We start from the raw sequence: 16269 nt of genomic DNA, 5'->3' as shown, positions 1-16269 counted from the left end.
GATCAACCCGGCGCTGTTTGCATCAGAACGACCAGGTGAACGTCAGCGAGCCGTTGCGGCCATCACCGAACGCGCCGTAGCCGTTGATCTGCGACAGGTACTTCTTGTCCAGCAGGTTGTTGAGGTTGGCCTGCACGCTGAACTCCGGCGAGATGCGGTAGCGCACGAAGGCACTGACCAGTGCATAGCCACTCTGCTCGATGCGGCCGTAGGCCGGCACCGGGTAGTAGATGCGGTTCTGCCAGTTGGCACCGCCACCGACGGTCAGCTCCTGCAGCGACTGCGGGGTGTAGCTGGTGAACAGCTTCAGTGCGGTCTGAGGCAGGTTGGTGTTGATGTCGGCGCCGTTGATGTCCTTGGCCACGTAGCGCGATGCGCCGAAGGTGGCATTCCAGCCCGGTGCCAGTTCGCCGTTCACCTCGAACTCGAAGCCACGGCTGACTGTGCCACGCGCGGCGCGATAGGCGAACTCGTTCTGGCTGCCCTGCACCGGCTCGCCGGTGGCCTGGCCGACGTTGTCCTGTTCGATGCGGAACACCGCCAGCGAGGCGTTCAGGCGGTTGTCGAACCATGCGCCCTTGACGCCCACTTCGTAGCTCTTGCCATCGACCGGATCGAGGTAGCTGCCGTTGCGGTCCTTCAGCGTCTGCGGCTGGAAGATTTCGGTGTAGCTGGCGTAGGTCGAGTACGTGCCGTTGATGTCGAACACCAGCCCGGCGTACGGCGTGGTGACCTTGTGCGCGCGGTCGGCGCCTTCGCCCTCGCTCTTCCAGTCGGTGTAGCGGGCGCCGATGATCAGCTTCAGCGGATCGGCCAGCGACAGGCGCGCGGCCGCGTAGCCGGCCTTCTGGGTGATGGTGCCCTCGCTGGCCAGTGCCAGCGGGTTCCAGTTCGGCTCGCTGATGTTGCCGGTCCAGTTCAGATAGCTTGCGAACGGATCCCAGGTCTGGCCGGCACCGCCGACCTGGTAGTCGCCGTAGTTGGCGTACTCGCGCTTGTTGTAGCTCAGGCCTGCCATGAACTGGTGCTCGCGGCCGAACAGCTGGAACGGACCATCAACGTAGCCATCGACGCCGGTGACCTTGCGCTCGGTGTTGTAGAAGCCCGCGGACGGCGAGATGCCCGCGCCGGTGGTCTTGTCGAAGTTCGATGCGCCCGTGGTCCAGTCGTTGTAGGCCGGGTAGAACAGCTTGTCGTCAGCCTTGGTCTCATCGTGCGTGGCACCGACCTTGAACTTCCAGCCATTGCTGAAGGCGTGCTGCAGGGTGGCGAAGGCGCGCTTGCTGGTGGTGTCCCAGTAGGTCCAGTTCGGGCTGGCATTGAACGATTCGTCGTAGCCGGTGCGCGAGCCATCGGAGTACAGCATCGGGAAGCCACCCCAGGTGGCGCCATTGGCGCGCTTCTGCTGGTAGTCGTAGCCCACGCTCAGCTGCGTGTCGGGGGTCAGGTCGGCGTCGATGACCGCATAGCCCAGCGTCTTGCGCTGGTTGTAGCGGTCCATCTGGCCGTCGGTGTCCAGATAGCTGCCGATCACGCGGCCGCGCACGGTGCCGCTGGCGTTCAGCGCGCTGCCCACGTCAACGGTGGTGCGGGTACGGCCCCAGCTGCCGACGTTCACCGACACGCTGCCAGCCAGTTCGGCACTGTCGGCGTGCTTGCGGATCAGGTTCACCGATGCGGACGGATTGCCGGCACCACTGAGCAGGCCGGTGGCACCACGCACCACTTCAACGCGGTCGTACAGCGCCAGGTCCAGGCCGGAATCACCGTAGCTCCAGTTCTGCACCATTTGCGTGGGCAGGCCATCGAACTGGTAGGCATCGATGTAGAAACCGCGCGCGTAGAACTCGGTGCGCTCGCTGTCGGACTGGGTGCTGGTCACGCCGGTGGTATTGGCCAGCACGTCGATGATGTCGTCCAGGTTCTGATCTTCGATGCGCTGGTGGCTGATGATGCTGATCGACTGCGGGATCTCGCGCGGGGCCAGGTCGAAGCGGGTACCGGCCGAGGTGCGGCGCACCGAATAGCCTTCGGCGCGTTCACCCTTCACCACCACCTTGTCGAGGGTGGTCGGATCGGCGGCGGTTTCGGCGAAGGCGGCCGGGGCCACGGCGCAGAGAACGGCGAGCACGGCAACGGACAGCCGTTGCGGCTGCGGGGTACGGAAGGCGGAACGGTTCATGGGGGTCCTGGGCGAGCACGCGCGATCGGCCGGCATCCAGGAGGCGAGGCGCTACGGGTAGGGAGAGGGCGGGCAGGCCGTCCTGGCGCTACCGGAAACGAAAGAAATGGTAATACGAACTATTCCTATTTACAAATCATGAACGAATCGATCCGGTGATCCGGATGCGGGCTGGGTCAGCGCAGCAGCGGGAGTGGATCGCGCGCGCCGTCGGTGCCGTAGATGCCCCAGTGCAGGTGCGGCGGAGTGCCCTTGGCGTTGCCGCTGTCGCCGACATGCCCGAGCAGATCGCCGGGCTGCACCACCTGGCCGCGTGCCAGGCCTTCGGCCCAGTCGTCCAGGTGGGCGTAGTAGTAGCGTTCGCGCGCCGGCCCGATCACCCAGACCTGGCGCCCGCCGAGCCCGCGTTCGCTGACATCCGCGACGACACCGGCCGTGGCGCTGCGCACCGGTGTGCCACGCCTGGCGAAGATGTCGATGCCGGCGTGGGAGCGGTCACGGCCGCGCGGAGCGCCGAACGTATCGGCGATCTGCCGGGGACGGACGCCCTCCACCGGCACCGGAAGTTCGGTGGCCGGCGGCATCCGCGAGAGTGCCCACAGCATCTTCGGCGCGGCCGCCCATGGGCTGTTCCACAGCATCAACGCGGCAACGAGGGCAATGGCCAGCCACAGGCCGCGCAGCAACCAGCGGCGCAGGCGACGGGCGGGGGACGGCGTTGTGCTCATGGTTCTCGATTGTAGAGTCGAGCCATGCTCGACTGCTGTTGCCCTGCGGTCCCAAAGCCATCGAGCATGGCTCGACGCTACGGCACCGGCAGCAGCGGCACCTCGAAACTCCGCTTCAGCGTGCCCAGTGCCACCGATGTGCGGAAGCGCTCGATGTTGTCATCGCCGCCGAACAATCGCTCGGTGATGGCCTCGTATTCTTCCATCGACGCGGCCGAAAGCAGCAGCAGGAAATCGCCATCGCCGGTGATCGAGTAGCACTGCTGTACCGCAGGGTCGTCCTGCACGCGTCGCTTGAACGGCGCCACGCGTTCACGTTGCTCGCTGACCACGCGCACCTCGACGATGATGGTCAGTGGGCGCCCGACCTTGGCCGCGGCGACCACCGCCACGTTGGCGGCGATCACGCCGCTGTCCTGCAGGCGCTTGATCCGGCGCTGCACGGCCGGGGTGGACAGGTGCACGGCCTCGGCGATTTCGCGCTGTGGCAGGGCGTTGTTCCGCTGCAGCAGGTCGAGGATGGCGCGGTCGAAACTGTCGAGCACGGGGGCAGTGGCCATGGCGAGCAGAAGTTGCACGAACAGGCTGTCAATTGAGCCAAGTGCTCGACGCCGGCGCAATAGACTTTGCGCATGCAGACCTCACGACTCGCGCCGATGTTGCCGGCGCTGGCGGTGCTCGGCTCGGTCACCTCGCTGGCCATCGGCACCTCCTACGCAAAACACCTGTTCCCGCTGATCGGTGCGCAGGGCACCAGCGCGCTGCGCGTGGGCTTTTCCGCGTTGTTGCTGCTGCTGTTCTGGCGGCCGTGGCGCTGGAAGACCAGTCGCGTTGATGCGATCACCATCCTGCGCTACGGCCTCACCCTGGGCCTGATGAACCTGCTGTTCTACATGGCGCTGCGCACGATTCCGTTCGGCATCGCGGTGGCCATCGAGTTCACCGGGCCGCTGACGGTGGCAATGCTGTCATCACGACGACCGATCGATTTCCTCTGGGTGGGCTGCGCGGCGGTGGGGCTGCTGTTGCTGCTGCCGATCGGTGGTGGCCCGGCACTGGACCCGGCCGGTGTGCTCTACGCGATGGGCGCGGCGGCCTGCTGGGGCCTGTACATCGTGTTCGGCAAGCGTGCCGGTCATCTGCATGCCGGGCACTCGGTCTCGCTGGGGCTGCTGGCGGCGTCACTGGTGGTGGTGCCGGTGGGCGTGGTGCATGCCGGTGCCGCGCTGCTCGATCCGAAGATCCTGGCGGCCGGCCTGCTGGTGGCGCTGGTGTCCAGTGCGATCCCGATGTCGCTGGAGATGATGGCGCTCAAGCGCCTGCCGAAGGAGACCTTCGGCATCCTGATCAGCATGGAGCCGGCGGTGGCCGCGCTGTGGGCGATGCTGCTGCTGCACGAGCACCTGCACGGGCTGCAGTGGCTGGCGATCGGCTGCACGGTGCTGGCCTCGGTGGGCAGCACGATGACCGCACGGCGGTTGAAGGGGCCGATCGCGCAGGCCGGGTAGCGCCGAGCCATGCCCGGCGGAGAGCGTGCGGACCAACGGTCCGCACCCACAAGAGCAGCTGTCCGCAGCCCTTGGGCAACATGCCAACCAAGGTTGGCACCTATTAGGTGCGGTCAGCGCAGTGCGTCGGCCGGGACGTCGATCGCCATCGCCAGCGCGAGGTGATCGGAGAACGCGGCTGGTACGGCTTCCACGGTGCGGGTCTGCAGCCCGCTGCTGACCAGGATGTGGTCGATGGCGCGGTCCGGGCGCCAGCTGGGGAAGGTCGGCACGATGCAACCGGGCGGCTGCAGCCGGGTCTTCTGGTACAGCACCTGCATTTCCGGGCGCTCGGCCAGGCAGTTGAAGTCGCCCATCAGCACCGCGTTGGGGTGGTCGGACAACAGCTCGGCGATGAAGCCCAGCTGCGACATCCGCGAGCCCGCGCCCAGCGACAGATGCGCCACCGCGACCGCCAGGCCGTCGGCGCCGTCGCCGAACTTGGCCAGCAGCACGCCGCGCCCGCCGATGCGGCCGGGCAGGGCGTGATCCTGCACTTCAACCGGTTCCAGCTTGCTCAACAGGCCGTTGGCGCTGGAGGCGACCCCGCCCATGCGCCGGTTCGGCTGGTGGCTCCAGTAATTGAAGCCGGCGCGCTGGGCCAGGTAGTGGGTCTGGTTGGTGAAGCCCGAACGCAGGCTGCCCGGATCGGCCTCCTGCAGGCCGACGATGTCATGTTCGCGCGCCAAGGTGGCGATCGCGTCAAGGCTGCTGCGCTTGCGACCCGCCGGCAGCGCATGTGACCAGCTGCGGGTCACATAGTCGCTGTAGCGGCGGGTACTTGAGCCGGCCTGGATGTTGGCCGTCAGCAAGCGCAGGGTCCGTGTACGGGGGGAATTCACGGCCGGGAAACGCTTCTCTTGGATCAGTGAGCCTGGGCCGCACCGCGTTCGCGGGCGATCAGGTGGTCGGCGATGCGCAGCATATCCGGGAAGCTCTTGCCCTTCACCAGGTACTTGCCGTTGACGATGATCGACGGGGTGCCGCTGATCTGGCTGCGCTGCGCGAACTGCTTGGCCGAGTTGGTCTTGGCATTCACCGCGAAGCTGCCCATGGTGGCGGCGAACTGCTTCGGATCCACGCCGTAGGCACCGTAGAACTTGGCGATGTCGTCCACCGAGTCACGGCCACGCTCGCCCTTCAGGGTCTTCTGCGAGTGGATGGCGGCGTACAGCGCTTCGTGGGTCTTCTCCTGCACGCCGAGCGTCTGTGCGGCGTAGAAGGCACGGGCGTAGTCATCCCAGGTGCCGCCGAACATGGCCGGCACGTAGACGAAGTTCACATCGCTCGGCAGGCCGGCCTTCCACGGGCCAACCAGCGGCTGGAACGCGGCGCAGGCCGGGCAGACGTAGCCGAAGATCTCGGTCACTTCGATCTTGCCGGCGGCCGGCTGGAACGGCTGGCCGTTCGGAATCACCTGGTAGTCGGCACCTTCCACTGGGGCCGGGCCGGTCAGCGCGGCGGTGGTCGGAGCCGGTGCGGCGGCAGCCGGTGCAGCTTCGGCCGGGGCCTTTTCGCCTTCGGCAGCCGCCGGAGCGGTGCCTTCGGTACCCGCGGCCGGAGCGGCCGGCTCGGTGGTCGCCGGAGCTGCCGCCGGTTCAGCCGGGGCCGCGGTGGTGTTGGTGCTGCCGTCGTCGGCCTTGCAGGCAGCCAGGATCGGCAGCAGCGCTGCGAGGGCGAGGGCGTAACGGATCTTCATGGAAACGTCTCCAGCATCTGGAAAGGTGGGGCCGGCGTCAGGCGCCGGCCAAGGGGAAATGATGACACGCGGCGGCGACAGCGCCGTGTGGGTGGTGGGTGTTGGTTCAGCGGCCGCGCGCTGCGCGGGCCTGGGCGATCAGCGCCGAGGCGATGCGCAGCTGGTCGTCGAAGCTGTTGCCGCGCACCAGGTACTGGCCATTGATGATGATGGCCGGGGTACCCGGCACCTTGGTGCGCTGGGCGAAGGCGCGGGCGGCGTCGACCTTCTTCTGCACGGCATCGCCGCGCAGGGCCTGCAGGTAACGGTCCGGGGTCACGCCGTAGGCTTTGTAGAACGTGGCGAGCTCATCGGCCGAGACGTTCTGCATGGGCAGCGAACCATCCTGGTGCAGTGCCTTGAAGACCGCCGCGTGGCTGCGCTTGGCCACGCCGACCTCGTCGGCGGCGTAGTACGCCAGTGCCCAGGCATCCCATGCACCACCGAAGGCGGCCGGGACCGGGGTGAAGCGCACGTCGGCCGGCAGCTTGGCCGCCCACGCCGCCAGCTGTGGCTCGAAGTGGGCGCAGTGCGGGCAGGTGTAGCCGAAGACCTCGACCACCTCGATCTTGCCGGCCAGCGGCTGGAACGGGCCCGGCTGGGCGATGCGCTCGTAGTCTTTGCCCTCGACCAGCGGGGCATTGGCGGGGGTAGCGGCGCAGGCTGCCAGCGGCAGCAGCACCAGCACGGACAACAGCAGGCGGGAAATCAACCTCATCGACACGCATCTCCGTTGAAAAAAGCAACGCCGGCGCGGTCGCCGGCGTGAAGGAAACATACCGCAGGCGCGGGCCGTGGTGGCGGCCCGGGCCGACCAGTGGCGGTCAGGGGGCGGCAGCCGGTTGCGCCGACGGGGTGGCAGTGGCCAGATCGTCGGCCTTGTTGTGCAGGCCCTGCAGGTAGCTCGACAGCGCCTGCACCTCCTGCTCGCTCAGCTTCTGCGCGACCGTCGCCATGATCTGGAAGTGGGCCTTGTCGGTCTCGTTGGTCTGGCCGGCCTGGTATTCCTGCAGGCGGCGCGCGACATAGCTCGCGTGCTGGCCACCGATGTGCGGATAGGCCGGTCCCGGATTGCCGGCGCCGCTGGGGCCGTGGCAGGCCATGCAGGCCGGCAGGCCACGCTTGGCGTCGCCGCCGCGGTACAGCTGCTGGCCGATCTCGTAGAACTTCATGCCCTTGTACGGGCCGTCAGTGACCGCCGTGTCATCGGCGATACCGGCGGTGGCCTTCTGCGTGGCGAAGAACGCGCCGATATCTCGCATGTCCTGCGGCGTGAGGTTCTGCACGAACGGCACCATCGCCACCGCCGCGCCGGAACTGCGCTGGCCGTTGGCGATCAGGGCCATCTGCTGGGCCACGTAGCGTTCGCTCTGGCCGGCGATGGACGGATACATCTCGACCGTGGAATTGCCGTCGGCGCCATGGCAGGCCGCACAGGCCGAAGCCTTGGTCTGGCCAGCCTTGGCATCGCCCCAATGGGTCTTGCTGAAGTCCACCTCCAGCGAGGCGGTGTTGATCGGCCCGTTGTCGGGCAGCGGGGTCAACGTGGTCTGCGCGAACGCAGCAGCGGCAACGACTACGGCAGTGGCAAGGGCGGATACGGCAAGAACGCGAGCGTGGCGCATGCTAAAGCTCCGTATGGACCGGGCCGGGCGGTGGCCGCCGGCATCGCCCGGATTATCAACGGCGTTTCCGCGCACGGTCAACGCAGCAGTGCAGCAAAATGCCCGCAACGGCCGCCGGCACGGGCGCGCGGCGCCGCAACATGCGATCCTAGGCACATGTCATTGCTCATCGAACGCGCTCGTTACCACCTTTCGGCCCACAACGTGCGGCAGCTGCCGCCCGATGAAGGGGCCGAAGTGGCCTTTGCCGGCCGCTCCAACGCCGGCAAGTCCAGTGCGCTCAACGCGCTGACCCGCCAGAACGCGCTGGCCCGTGTCTCCAAGACGCCCGGCCGTACCCAGCAGCTGGTGTTCTTCCAGATCACCCCGGAAGCCCATCTGGTCGACCTGCCCGGTTACGGCTACGCCAAGGTGCCGCTGGACCTGCAGGCGCACTGGCAGGCCTTCATCGACCGGTATTTCCGCACCCGCGAGGCCCTGAAGGGGCTGGTGGTGGTGATGGACATCCGCCACCCGCTGAAGGACTACGACCGGCAGATGCTGTCCTATGCCGTACAGCGCGGCATGCCGGCGCACGCCCTGCTGACCAAGGCCGACAAGCTCAGCCGCAGCCAGCAGATGCAGACCCTGCAGAAGGTGCGCAAGGAACTGCACTCGGCCTACGGCGACAGCGTCAGCGTGCAGGTGTTCTCCGGCGAGGACCGCACCGGCGTGGACGAAGCCCGCGGCGTGATCGGCGGCTGGCTGGGCCTGGCGTAAGGCGCTCTGCTGCGCTCGCCGGGCATGGCCCGGCGCTACCCGGTCCGATCGGGTGGGTGCCGACCTTGGTCGGCACACCCTCACAACGGCGAATACTCCGCCGGCACCCAGGCATAGGCCTGGCCTTCGCTGCGCACGTGGCCCAGGCCGGGGAACGGCAGGTGCGCGCCGGCCACCCACCAACCGTTGGCAGTGGCCTGCTGCAGCAGGCCGCGACGGCTGGCGACGGCAGCCCTGCGGTCCGAATCCGCCTCGAACGCCGCTTCCGGATGCGCGAACTGCACCGCGTGGAAGTGCAGCACATCACCCCAGACGAGTAGTGACTGGCCCTGGCTGTCGAACCGGTAGGAGACGTGGCCCGGGGTGTGGCCGTGGGTATCCATCGCCACCGCGCCACCGGGCAGGGCATCGCCGGGTTTGAAGGTGCGCAGATGGCCACTGGCCTGGTACGGCGCCACCGCGTTGCGTGCCAGCGGGAAGGCGAAGCGCACGCCCTTCGGCGCGCCGGCCTCGCTGGCCGGGTCGAGCCAGTAATCGGCATCGGCCTTGGACAGCCATACCGTGGCATTCGGGTAGGCCGGCCTGCCTTGCCCGTCGAGCACGCCGCACAGGTGGTCCGGATGGGCATGGGTGAGCAGCACGTCGTCCACCTCGGCCGGATCGACGCCAGAGGCACGCAGGTTGTCCAGCACCTGGCCCAGGCCGGGGCCGAAGCACTGCGCGGTGCCGGTATCGACCAGGGTCAGATGGTTGCCCTGGCGCACCAGGAAGGCGTTGATCGCGGTCTGCAGGCCCTTCTTGTCTTCCGGTACGTAGCGGCCTTCCAGCAGGCGGCTGACCAGGGTGGGCGGCACGTCCACCACTTCCTGCCGGCCCAACGCGACCACGCCATCGAACAGGGCGGTGACCTGCAGCGCGCCGACGCGCTGGTGGTAGACGCCGGGCACCTGCTGGGTGGGGGCGGGCGACGTGGCTTCGGCCAGCGCGGCCAGCGGCAGGGAGGACAGTGCCAGCAGCAGGGCGGTGCGCAGCGGCAGGTGGCGCAGGGTCATGGCGGTTCTCGGTGGATGACGGGTGGTTCCGTTGGCCTAGCGTGCCGTGGCCGGCGTGCGCACGTCGCTCAAACCACTGCGTGGAATGATCAGAGAGGGGGTGTTGTCTGCAGGGCTGCGCCCTGCACCCGCAGAGGCAACGGCCGCAGCCAAAGCAACCTCAAAAGCTGGTTTCCTGTGGGATGGCGGGGTGGGTCCGGTTGCGGGGGACGCTGCAAGTACGTCCATGTAAGCTCGGTCGCCGCATCCATGCGGCTCACGCCCCCGCAACCGGACCCACCCCGCCTTCGACGGGTGGCCGCGATCTGTCGGAAATACTCTTGGGGTCAGATCCGTTTTCCGTAGGAAAACGGATCTGACCCCGGAATTTCATTCGATATCTGACAGATGTGTCGACCAAGGTCGACACCTACCAACAGCTGCCTGAATCTGTCGAAGGCGGGGCGGTGTGGGTTGGCAGGACCGTTGGCGCCATGGATGGCGCCATCGAGCCCCCAAGGACGGGTTTACGGCGTGTCCTGCCCACCCACACCGCCCCGCCATCCCACGGAATGCACGCTGTTGCTGTTGCTGTTGCTTCGGCTGTTGCCGCTGCCGTTGCCGTTGCCTCTGCGGGTGCAGGGCGCAGCCCTGCCGAACACCCTCAAATGTCTGTCGGAGCCAGCCCGTACTGCTCAGCAAAGCGCCTGCTGAAACTCGCTGCGGACCGGTAGCCCGCGCGCGCTGCAACGGTCTTCAGCGGCAGGTCGGTGGTGTAGAGCAGCTGCATGCCATGCGCCAGCCGCGCCTCGGTGAGCAGCTGGCGCAGGCTGGTGTCCTCGGCGGCAAGACGGCGGCGCAGGGTTGCACCGCTCAGCGCGAACTGTTCCTCGACATCGCGCGATTGCCAGTCGCGTGCGGGTTCGGCAGCGATGCGATCGCGGATCTGTTCGCCCAGGCTCGGGGCCTGTGGCAGCAGCAGGTTGCCATGCCCCTGCCGGCACAGCGTCAGTACCAAGGACGCCAGCGCCAGCCGCGCTTCGCTGTAGTGGCCGTCCTGCAGTGATTGCCGCCACTGGCGCAACACCGCGCCATGTTCGATCAGCGGCAGGCGCGCCATCGACGGGCCGGCGCTGGGCAGTGCATCGCTCCACAGCGTGCGCGCTGCCGCGAGTACTTCGGCGCACAGCGGCACGATCGCACTGAGGTAGCGGCCGCTACGCGGGTCGGGGGTGTTGACCACATCGATGCGGCAACGCTGGGTCAGCAGCAGGATGTCGCCAGGCAGGAACTCCAGTGACTGGTGCGCGGTGCGTACCTGCTTGCGGCCTTCCAGCAGGATCGCGAACTGGGGTTGCGGAATCTCCACCGAACTGGCGCCGTGCTCGCGACGTGCGGCGATGCAGGCATAGCCTTCGGCGCGTTCGCAGCCGGCCAGGCTGGCCATCTCAGCCAGCAGCGCGGTAACTGGCGGCAGCATGCCGGTCATGCCACGTGGGCGCCGAACAGGCGTCCGACGCCTGCAGCGGCGGCCATTGCCAGTGCACCCCAGAACATCACCCGGATCGCCCCGCGGACAGGTGGTGCGCCGCCGGCGCGGGCCGCCATCGCACCGGTCAGGCACAGGCCCAGCAGGGTGCTGCCGGTGGTGATCATCGCAACCTTGTCCACCGGGGCGAGCAGGGAGGTCAGCACCGGCAATGCGGCGCCGCAGGTGAAGGCTCCAGCCGAAGCCAACGCCGCCTGCAACGGGCGCGCGCGCAGGGTATCGGTGATGCCCAGTTCGTCGCGGGCGTGTGCCCCCAGTGCATCGTGTGCGGTGAGCTGCTCAGCCACCTGCCGTGCCAGCGCCGGGTCCAGGCCGCGGTGGCGGTAGATTGCGGTCAACTCTTCCAGCTCGCTGTGCGGGTCTTCGTGCAGCTCGCGTTTTTCCATCGCCAGGTCGGCGTCTTCAGTGTCGGCCTGGGTCTGTACCGAGACGTACTCGCCGGCGGCCATCGACATCGCGCCGGCCACGGTGCCGGCCACGCCGGTGGCCAGGATGGTGCTGGGCGATGCCCCGCTGGCAGCCACGCCGACCACCAGGCCGGCCACCGAGACGATGCCGTCGTTGGCGCCCAGCACGGCGGCGCGCAGCCAGCCGACGCGCTCGGAGCGGTGCAGTTCGGGGTGTCGTGAATGGCGGCTCATGACCTTGAGTGTACGAGGGTCAAGAGGGCGTCGGTAGGATGCTGAAACCCGTCACCGTCGCATGACGCAACGGGGTGCCACGCTATAGTGCGCCCTTGCGATGGAAGGCCCCGGGCCCCACATCCCCTGCCACTGTCCAGCGAGCCTTCCCCTTGTCGAGCCCCAGCCACGTCGCCGATACCCCCATTACCGACCGCTCGCAGCTGGTGGAGGTGATCGCCTCCGGCGAGAAGCCCCGCGAGCAGTGGCGCATTGGTACCGAGCACGAGAAGTTCGGATTCCGCCTGGATGACCTGCGGCCGCCGACCTTCGAGGGCGAGCGTGGCATCGAAGCGCTGCTCAACGGCCTGGTCCGCTTCGGCTGGGAGCCGGTGCAGGAGAACGGCAACACCATCGCCCTGCTGCGCGATGGGGCCTCGGTGACGCTGGAGCCGGCCGGTCAGCTGGAACTGTCCGGCGCGGCGCTGGAGACCATCCACCAGACCTGCGTGGAGACCGGCACCCACCTCAACGAAGTGGCGCAGGTGGCTGGCGAACTGCAGCTGGGCTTCCTCGGCATGGGCTTCCAGCCCAAGTGGAAGCGCGACGAGATGCCGTGGATGCCCAAGGGCCGCTACAAGATCATGCGTTCGTACATGCCCAAGGTCGGTTCGCTGGGCCTGGACATGATGACCCGCACCTGCACGGTGCAGGTGAACCTGGACTACGCGACCGAAGCGGACATGGTGAAGAAGTTCCGCGTGTCGCTGGCGCTGCAGCCGATTGCCACTGCGCTGTTTGCCGATTCGCCGTTCACCGAAGGCAAGCCGAACGGCTACCTGAGCTATCGCTCGCACATCTGGACCGACACCGACGCCGATCGCACCGGCATGCTCGACTTCGTGTTCGAGGACGGCTTCGGTTACGAGCGCTATGTCGATTACCTGCTCGACGTGCCGATGTATTTCTCCTACCGCGATGGCATCTACCACGATGCCAGCGGGCAGAGCTTCCGTGATTTCATGCAGGCCAGGCTGCCGGTGCTGCCGGGCGCGCTGCCGACGCTGCGCGACTGGTCGGACCACATGACCACTGCGTTCCCGGAAGTGCGCCTGAAGAAGTACCTGGAAATGCGTGGTGCCGACGGTGGCCCGTGGAGCCGCCTGTGTGCGCTGCCGGCGTTCTGGGTGGGCCTGCTGTACGACGACACCGCACTGGATGCCGCCTGGGACCTGGTGCGCGACTTCACCCTGGCCGAGCGCCATGCGCTGCGCGATGGTGTACCGAAGCATGCGATGAATCTGCCGTTCCGCAACGGCACGGTGCGCGACCTGGCCCGCGAGGCGGTGAAGATTTCGGTGGAAGGCCTCAAGCGCCGTGCTGCGCGCAATGCCGATGGCCAGGACGAGAGCAAGTTCCTGGACGTGCTTCAGGAGATCGTCGAGTCCGGGCTGACCCCGGCCGAGCGCAAGCTGGCGCTGTTCCATGGCCGCTGGCACGGCGATGTCGATCCGGTGTTCCGCGAGTTCGCGTATTGATGATGTTGGGTGGGTGCCGACCTTGGTCGGCACGCGATGAAAAAAACCCCGGCATTGCCGGGGTTTTTCATTTTCACACCTGCCTTGGATCAGGCTGCGTTCTTCATCGTTGCCATGTCGATCACGAAGCGGTAGCGCACATCGTTCTTCGCCATGCGTTCCCAGGCTTCGTTGACGTTCTTGATGTCGATCATCTCCACATCGCTGACGATGCCGTGCTCGGCACAGAAGTCCATCATTTCCTGGGTTTCGGCCATGCCGCCGATCGCCGAGCCGGTCAGGTGCTTGCGGCCGAAGATCACGCTGCCACCGGTCAGCGGCGGGTCCAGCTCGGTCAGCACGCCGACCAGGCACATGGTGGCCTCGCGCTTGAGCAGGCCCATGTAGGGGTTGGTGTCATGGCCGACCGGGATGGTGTTGAGCAGGAAGTCGAAGCTGCCGGCATGCGCCTTCATCTGCGCGGCGTCGCGCGACACCAGCACTTCGTCGGCGCCCAGGCGCTTGGCATCGGCGCCCTTTTCCGGGGTAGTGGTGATCATCACCACGTGCGCGCCGAGCGCCTTGGCGAACTTCACGCCCATGTGGCCGAGGCCACCGAGGCCGATCACGCCGACCTTCTGGCCCGGGCCGACCTTCCAGTGGCGCAGCGGCGACCAGGTGGTGATGCCGGCGCACAGCAACGGCGCGGCCGCCTTCAGGTCGAGGGTGTCGGACACCTTCACCACGAAGCGCTGCTCGACCACCACGTGGTCCGAATAGCCACCGTAGGTCGGAGCGCCGCTTTCGCGTTCACGGCCGTTGTAGGTCCAGGTCGCGCCTTCGGCGCAGTACTGCTCCAGGTCGTGCTCGCAGGCATCGCAGTGACGGCAGGAATCGACCATGCAGCCGACGCCGGCGTGGTCGCCGACCTTGAAGCGGGTGACGTTGCTGCCGACCTCGGTCACGCGGCCGATGATCTCGTGGCCCGGCACCATCGGGTAGATCGAGCCACCCCAGTCGTCGCGGGCCTGGTGCAGGTCGGAGTGGCAGATGCCGCTGTAGAGGATCTCGATGCGCACATCGTCCGGGCCGACCGCGCGGCGTTCGAACTCGTACGGAATCAGCGGGTCGGTATGTGAATGGGCGGCGTAACCACGGGCGAGGGACATGGGGAATCCTTGGCAGGGTTTGTCGAAAGGCGTTTTACAATACGCCCCGTTCCCAGCGGCAAGAAGCGCGGATATCGGCATGATTCATCAAGTGGAACTGCACAATCATGGCCACTGACAACCTGACGCACCTGGCCGCCTTCGCCGCGGTCGCCCGCCATCGCAGCTTCCGCCGCGCCGGCGCCGAACTGGCGCTGTCGACCTCGGCGGTGAGCTATGCGATCCGCGCGCTGGAGGAACGGCTGGGGGTCGGCCTGTTCCATCGCACCACCCGCAGCGTGGCCCTGACCGAGGCAGGGCAGCGCCTACTGGAACGCCTGCAGCCGGCGCTGGGGCAGGTGCACGATGCGCTGGAAGAGATGAATCAGTTCCGCGCCGCCCCGGCCGGCCTGCTGCGGATCAACGCGACGCGGGCGGCGGTGGCGACCCAGTTGGGTCCGAGGCTGGCGCGCTTCCTGCACGCCCATCCGGACGTGCGGGTGGAACTGACCGAGAACGATGGCCTGGTCGACATCGTCGCCGAGGGCTACGACGCTGGCGTGCGCCTGCACGAGTTCGTGCCCGAGGACATGGTGGCGGTGCCGATGGGGCCGCCGCTGCGCGGGCTGATTGTCGGCGCGCCGGACTACCTGCGCCGGCACCCGGCACCGCAGCATCCGCGTGACCTGGCTGCACACGAGTGCATCCGTTTCCGCTTCGCCAGCGGCCATCTGTACAAGTGGCAGTTCGAGCGCGCTGGGCAGGCGCTGGAAATCGACGTGCCGGGGCGGCTGACGCTGGGCGAGCAGGGCACCGTGGTCGGCGCGGTGCTCGATGGCATCGGCCTGGCCTATGTGTTGGAAGACACCGCACGGCCCTACATCGAATCGGGGCAGATGGTGGCGGTGCTGGAAGACTGGAGCGAACCGTTCGCCGGATTCGCGTTGTACTACCCGAAGCAGCGGCAGATGCCCGGCGCGCTGCGCGCGTTCGTGGACATGCTGCGCGAGTGAATCGTGGTGGATCGCATCCACGCATGGCGTGGATCTACTGACCATCGCCGCAAGGACATGTTGACCCCGCGATGCAGGGATGCCGTGGTAGATCCACGCCATGCATGGATGGGACAACGCTATGGCACCCGCAGCAACGGCGCCAACATCGCCAGGCACTCACGCAGGTGCACATCCACCGGCGCATCCTCGGCCACCACACCGATCACGCGCTCGCGCAGCGGCTCGGCCACGGCCATTGCCAGGATCAGTCGTGCCATGCGCGGGGAATCCCCCTCACGCAGCAGCCCACGCTGCTGCTGCCGTTCCAGCCAGTCGGCCAGCAGCGTACGGCCGCGCTCGATGCCGTTGTCCAGGTAGGCCTGCAGCAGCGCCTGCTTGCCGGGAAAGTCGGTGGCCAGCAGCCGGAACACCTGCACCGCCTGCGCCGACAGCGCCTGCGCACACACCGCCTGCAGGATGTCCTGCAGCAACGGCAGCACCTCGTCGGTGTCGTGCGCATCGCGCTGCAGCTGCGGCGCGAAGCCGTCGGTCCACTCGCGTACTGCCAACCCGACCAGTTCCTCGCGGTTGCTGGCGTGGCGGTACACGGTCTTCTTCGCCACCCCGGCATGCGCCGCCACCGCTTCGATGGTGGTGGCCTCGTAACCCTGTGCCAGCAGCAGCTCCAGCGTGGCCTGCAGCACGGCGTGGCGGACTTCGGCTTCCGGTCGCGCGGGGCGTCCACGGCGGCGGGCGGGGGCGACGGGATCGGGCAGGGCGGTGCTGTTCATTGCACCCATCTTACCGCACCCGATCAATTGCGAAACGTT

Annotated in this window: 16 protein-coding genes; 4 read left to right on the top strand and 12 right to left on the bottom strand. The window is 67.6% G+C overall.

Annotated features, from left to right (window positions below; all coding sequences use genetic code 11):
- Positions 1–22 precede the first annotated feature (22 nt).
- From fhuE to QP552_RS17615, 3 genes are all read right to left on the bottom strand, one after another.
- Entirely contained in the window at positions 23–2182 is a 2160-nt protein-coding gene (fhuE, locus tag QP552_RS17625) for a ferric-rhodotorulic acid/ferric-coprogen receptor FhuE (protein WP_111112838.1), read from the bottom strand.
- A 176-nt stretch (positions 2183–2358) separates the two neighbouring features.
- On the bottom strand, positions 2359–2910 hold the full coding sequence (locus QP552_RS17620) for a M23 family metallopeptidase (RefSeq protein ID WP_286074185.1): 552 nt from the start codon (positions 2908–2910) through the stop codon (positions 2359–2361).
- Between the two features lie 77 nt (positions 2911–2987).
- The gene (locus QP552_RS17615; RefSeq protein ID WP_286074184.1) at positions 2988–3470 is read right to left on the bottom strand and encodes an Lrp/AsnC family transcriptional regulator; all 483 of its coding nucleotides are present in this window, start codon (positions 3468–3470) and stop codon (positions 2988–2990) included.
- Between the two features lie 72 nt (positions 3471–3542).
- Here QP552_RS17615 and QP552_RS17610 point away from each other — a divergent pair, with 72 nt between their 5' ends.
- Entirely contained in the window at positions 3543–4418 is an 876-nt protein-coding gene (locus QP552_RS17610) for an EamA family transporter (RefSeq protein WP_262235356.1), read from the top strand.
- A gap of 113 nt (positions 4419–4531) precedes the next feature.
- Here QP552_RS17610 and QP552_RS17605 read toward each other — a convergent pair whose 3' ends face one another.
- The 4 genes from QP552_RS17605 to QP552_RS17590 form a co-directional block, all read right to left on the bottom strand.
- Complete coding sequence (locus tag QP552_RS17605) at positions 4532–5269, bottom strand: endonuclease/exonuclease/phosphatase family protein (protein WP_008267450.1); 738 nt, start codon at positions 5267–5269, stop codon at positions 4532–4534.
- Positions 5270–5322: 53 nt separating this feature from the next.
- A complete protein-coding gene (locus tag QP552_RS17600; RefSeq protein WP_099551127.1) occupies positions 5323–6156 on the bottom strand; it encodes a thiol:disulfide interchange protein DsbA/DsbL in 834 nt (277 codons plus the stop codon).
- 106 nt (positions 6157–6262) lie between these two features.
- Complete coding sequence (locus QP552_RS17595; RefSeq protein WP_099551128.1) at positions 6263–6913, bottom strand: thiol:disulfide interchange protein DsbA/DsbL; 651 nt, start codon at positions 6911–6913, stop codon at positions 6263–6265.
- 106 nt (positions 6914–7019) lie between these two features.
- Complete coding sequence (locus QP552_RS17590) at positions 7020–7820, bottom strand: c-type cytochrome (protein ID WP_106550147.1); 801 nt, start codon at positions 7818–7820, stop codon at positions 7020–7022.
- A gap of 156 nt (positions 7821–7976) precedes the next feature.
- On the opposite strand from QP552_RS17590, the gene yihA reads away from it, so the two are divergent.
- A complete protein-coding gene (gene yihA / locus QP552_RS17585) occupies positions 7977–8579 on the top strand; it encodes a ribosome biogenesis GTP-binding protein YihA/YsxC (RefSeq protein WP_099551130.1) in 603 nt (200 codons plus the stop codon).
- An 80-nt stretch (positions 8580–8659) separates the two neighbouring features.
- On the opposite strand, the gene QP552_RS17580 is transcribed toward yihA, so the two are convergent.
- The 3 genes from QP552_RS17580 to QP552_RS17570 all read right to left on the bottom strand — a co-directional run bounded on the left by QP552_RS17580 (position 8660) and on the right by QP552_RS17570 (position 11800).
- A complete protein-coding gene (locus QP552_RS17580) occupies positions 8660–9631 on the bottom strand; it encodes an MBL fold metallo-hydrolase (RefSeq protein ID WP_111112835.1) in 972 nt (323 codons plus the stop codon).
- 643 nt (positions 9632–10274) lie between these two features.
- Positions 10275–11099: an AraC family transcriptional regulator gene (locus QP552_RS17575; RefSeq protein WP_286074183.1), complete on the bottom strand. Its 825-nt coding sequence runs from the start codon at positions 11097–11099 to the stop codon at positions 10275–10277.
- Complete coding sequence (locus QP552_RS17570; RefSeq protein ID WP_111112405.1) at positions 11096–11800, bottom strand: VIT family protein; 705 nt, start codon at positions 11798–11800, stop codon at positions 11096–11098. The genes QP552_RS17575 and QP552_RS17570 overlap by 4 nt, the downstream gene beginning before the upstream one ends.
- A 152-nt stretch (positions 11801–11952) precedes the next feature.
- On the opposite strand from QP552_RS17570, the gene QP552_RS17565 reads away from it, so the two are divergent.
- A complete protein-coding gene (locus QP552_RS17565) occupies positions 11953–13317 on the top strand; it encodes a glutamate--cysteine ligase (RefSeq protein WP_111112406.1) in 1365 nt (454 codons plus the stop codon).
- An 89-nt stretch (positions 13318–13406) separates the two neighbouring features.
- On the opposite strand, the gene QP552_RS17560 is transcribed toward QP552_RS17565, so the two are convergent.
- Positions 13407–14465 (bottom strand): NAD(P)-dependent alcohol dehydrogenase, encoded by a 1059-nt coding sequence (locus QP552_RS17560; protein WP_005419275.1) that lies wholly within the window; start codon positions 14463–14465, stop codon positions 13407–13409.
- Positions 14466–14572: 107 nt separating this feature from the next.
- On the opposite strand from QP552_RS17560, the gene QP552_RS17555 reads away from it, so the two are divergent.
- The gene (locus tag QP552_RS17555; protein WP_049428253.1) at positions 14573–15457 is read left to right on the top strand and encodes a LysR family transcriptional regulator; all 885 of its coding nucleotides are present in this window, start codon (positions 14573–14575) and stop codon (positions 15455–15457) included.
- Between the two features lie 119 nt (positions 15458–15576).
- Here QP552_RS17555 and QP552_RS17550 read toward each other — a convergent pair whose 3' ends face one another.
- On the bottom strand, positions 15577–16239 hold the full coding sequence (locus QP552_RS17550; protein WP_286074182.1) for a TetR/AcrR family transcriptional regulator: 663 nt from the start codon (positions 16237–16239) through the stop codon (positions 15577–15579).
- Positions 16240–16269: the final 30 nt, after the last annotated feature.

It is taken from the genome of Stenotrophomonas sp. 59 (assembly GCF_030291095.1).
GTDB lineage: Bacteria > Pseudomonadota > Gammaproteobacteria > Xanthomonadales > Xanthomonadaceae > Stenotrophomonas > Stenotrophomonas maltophilia_Q.
The sequence above is the reverse complement of the archived record's forward strand: the minus strand, read 5'-3'. Positions and strand labels throughout refer to the sequence as shown.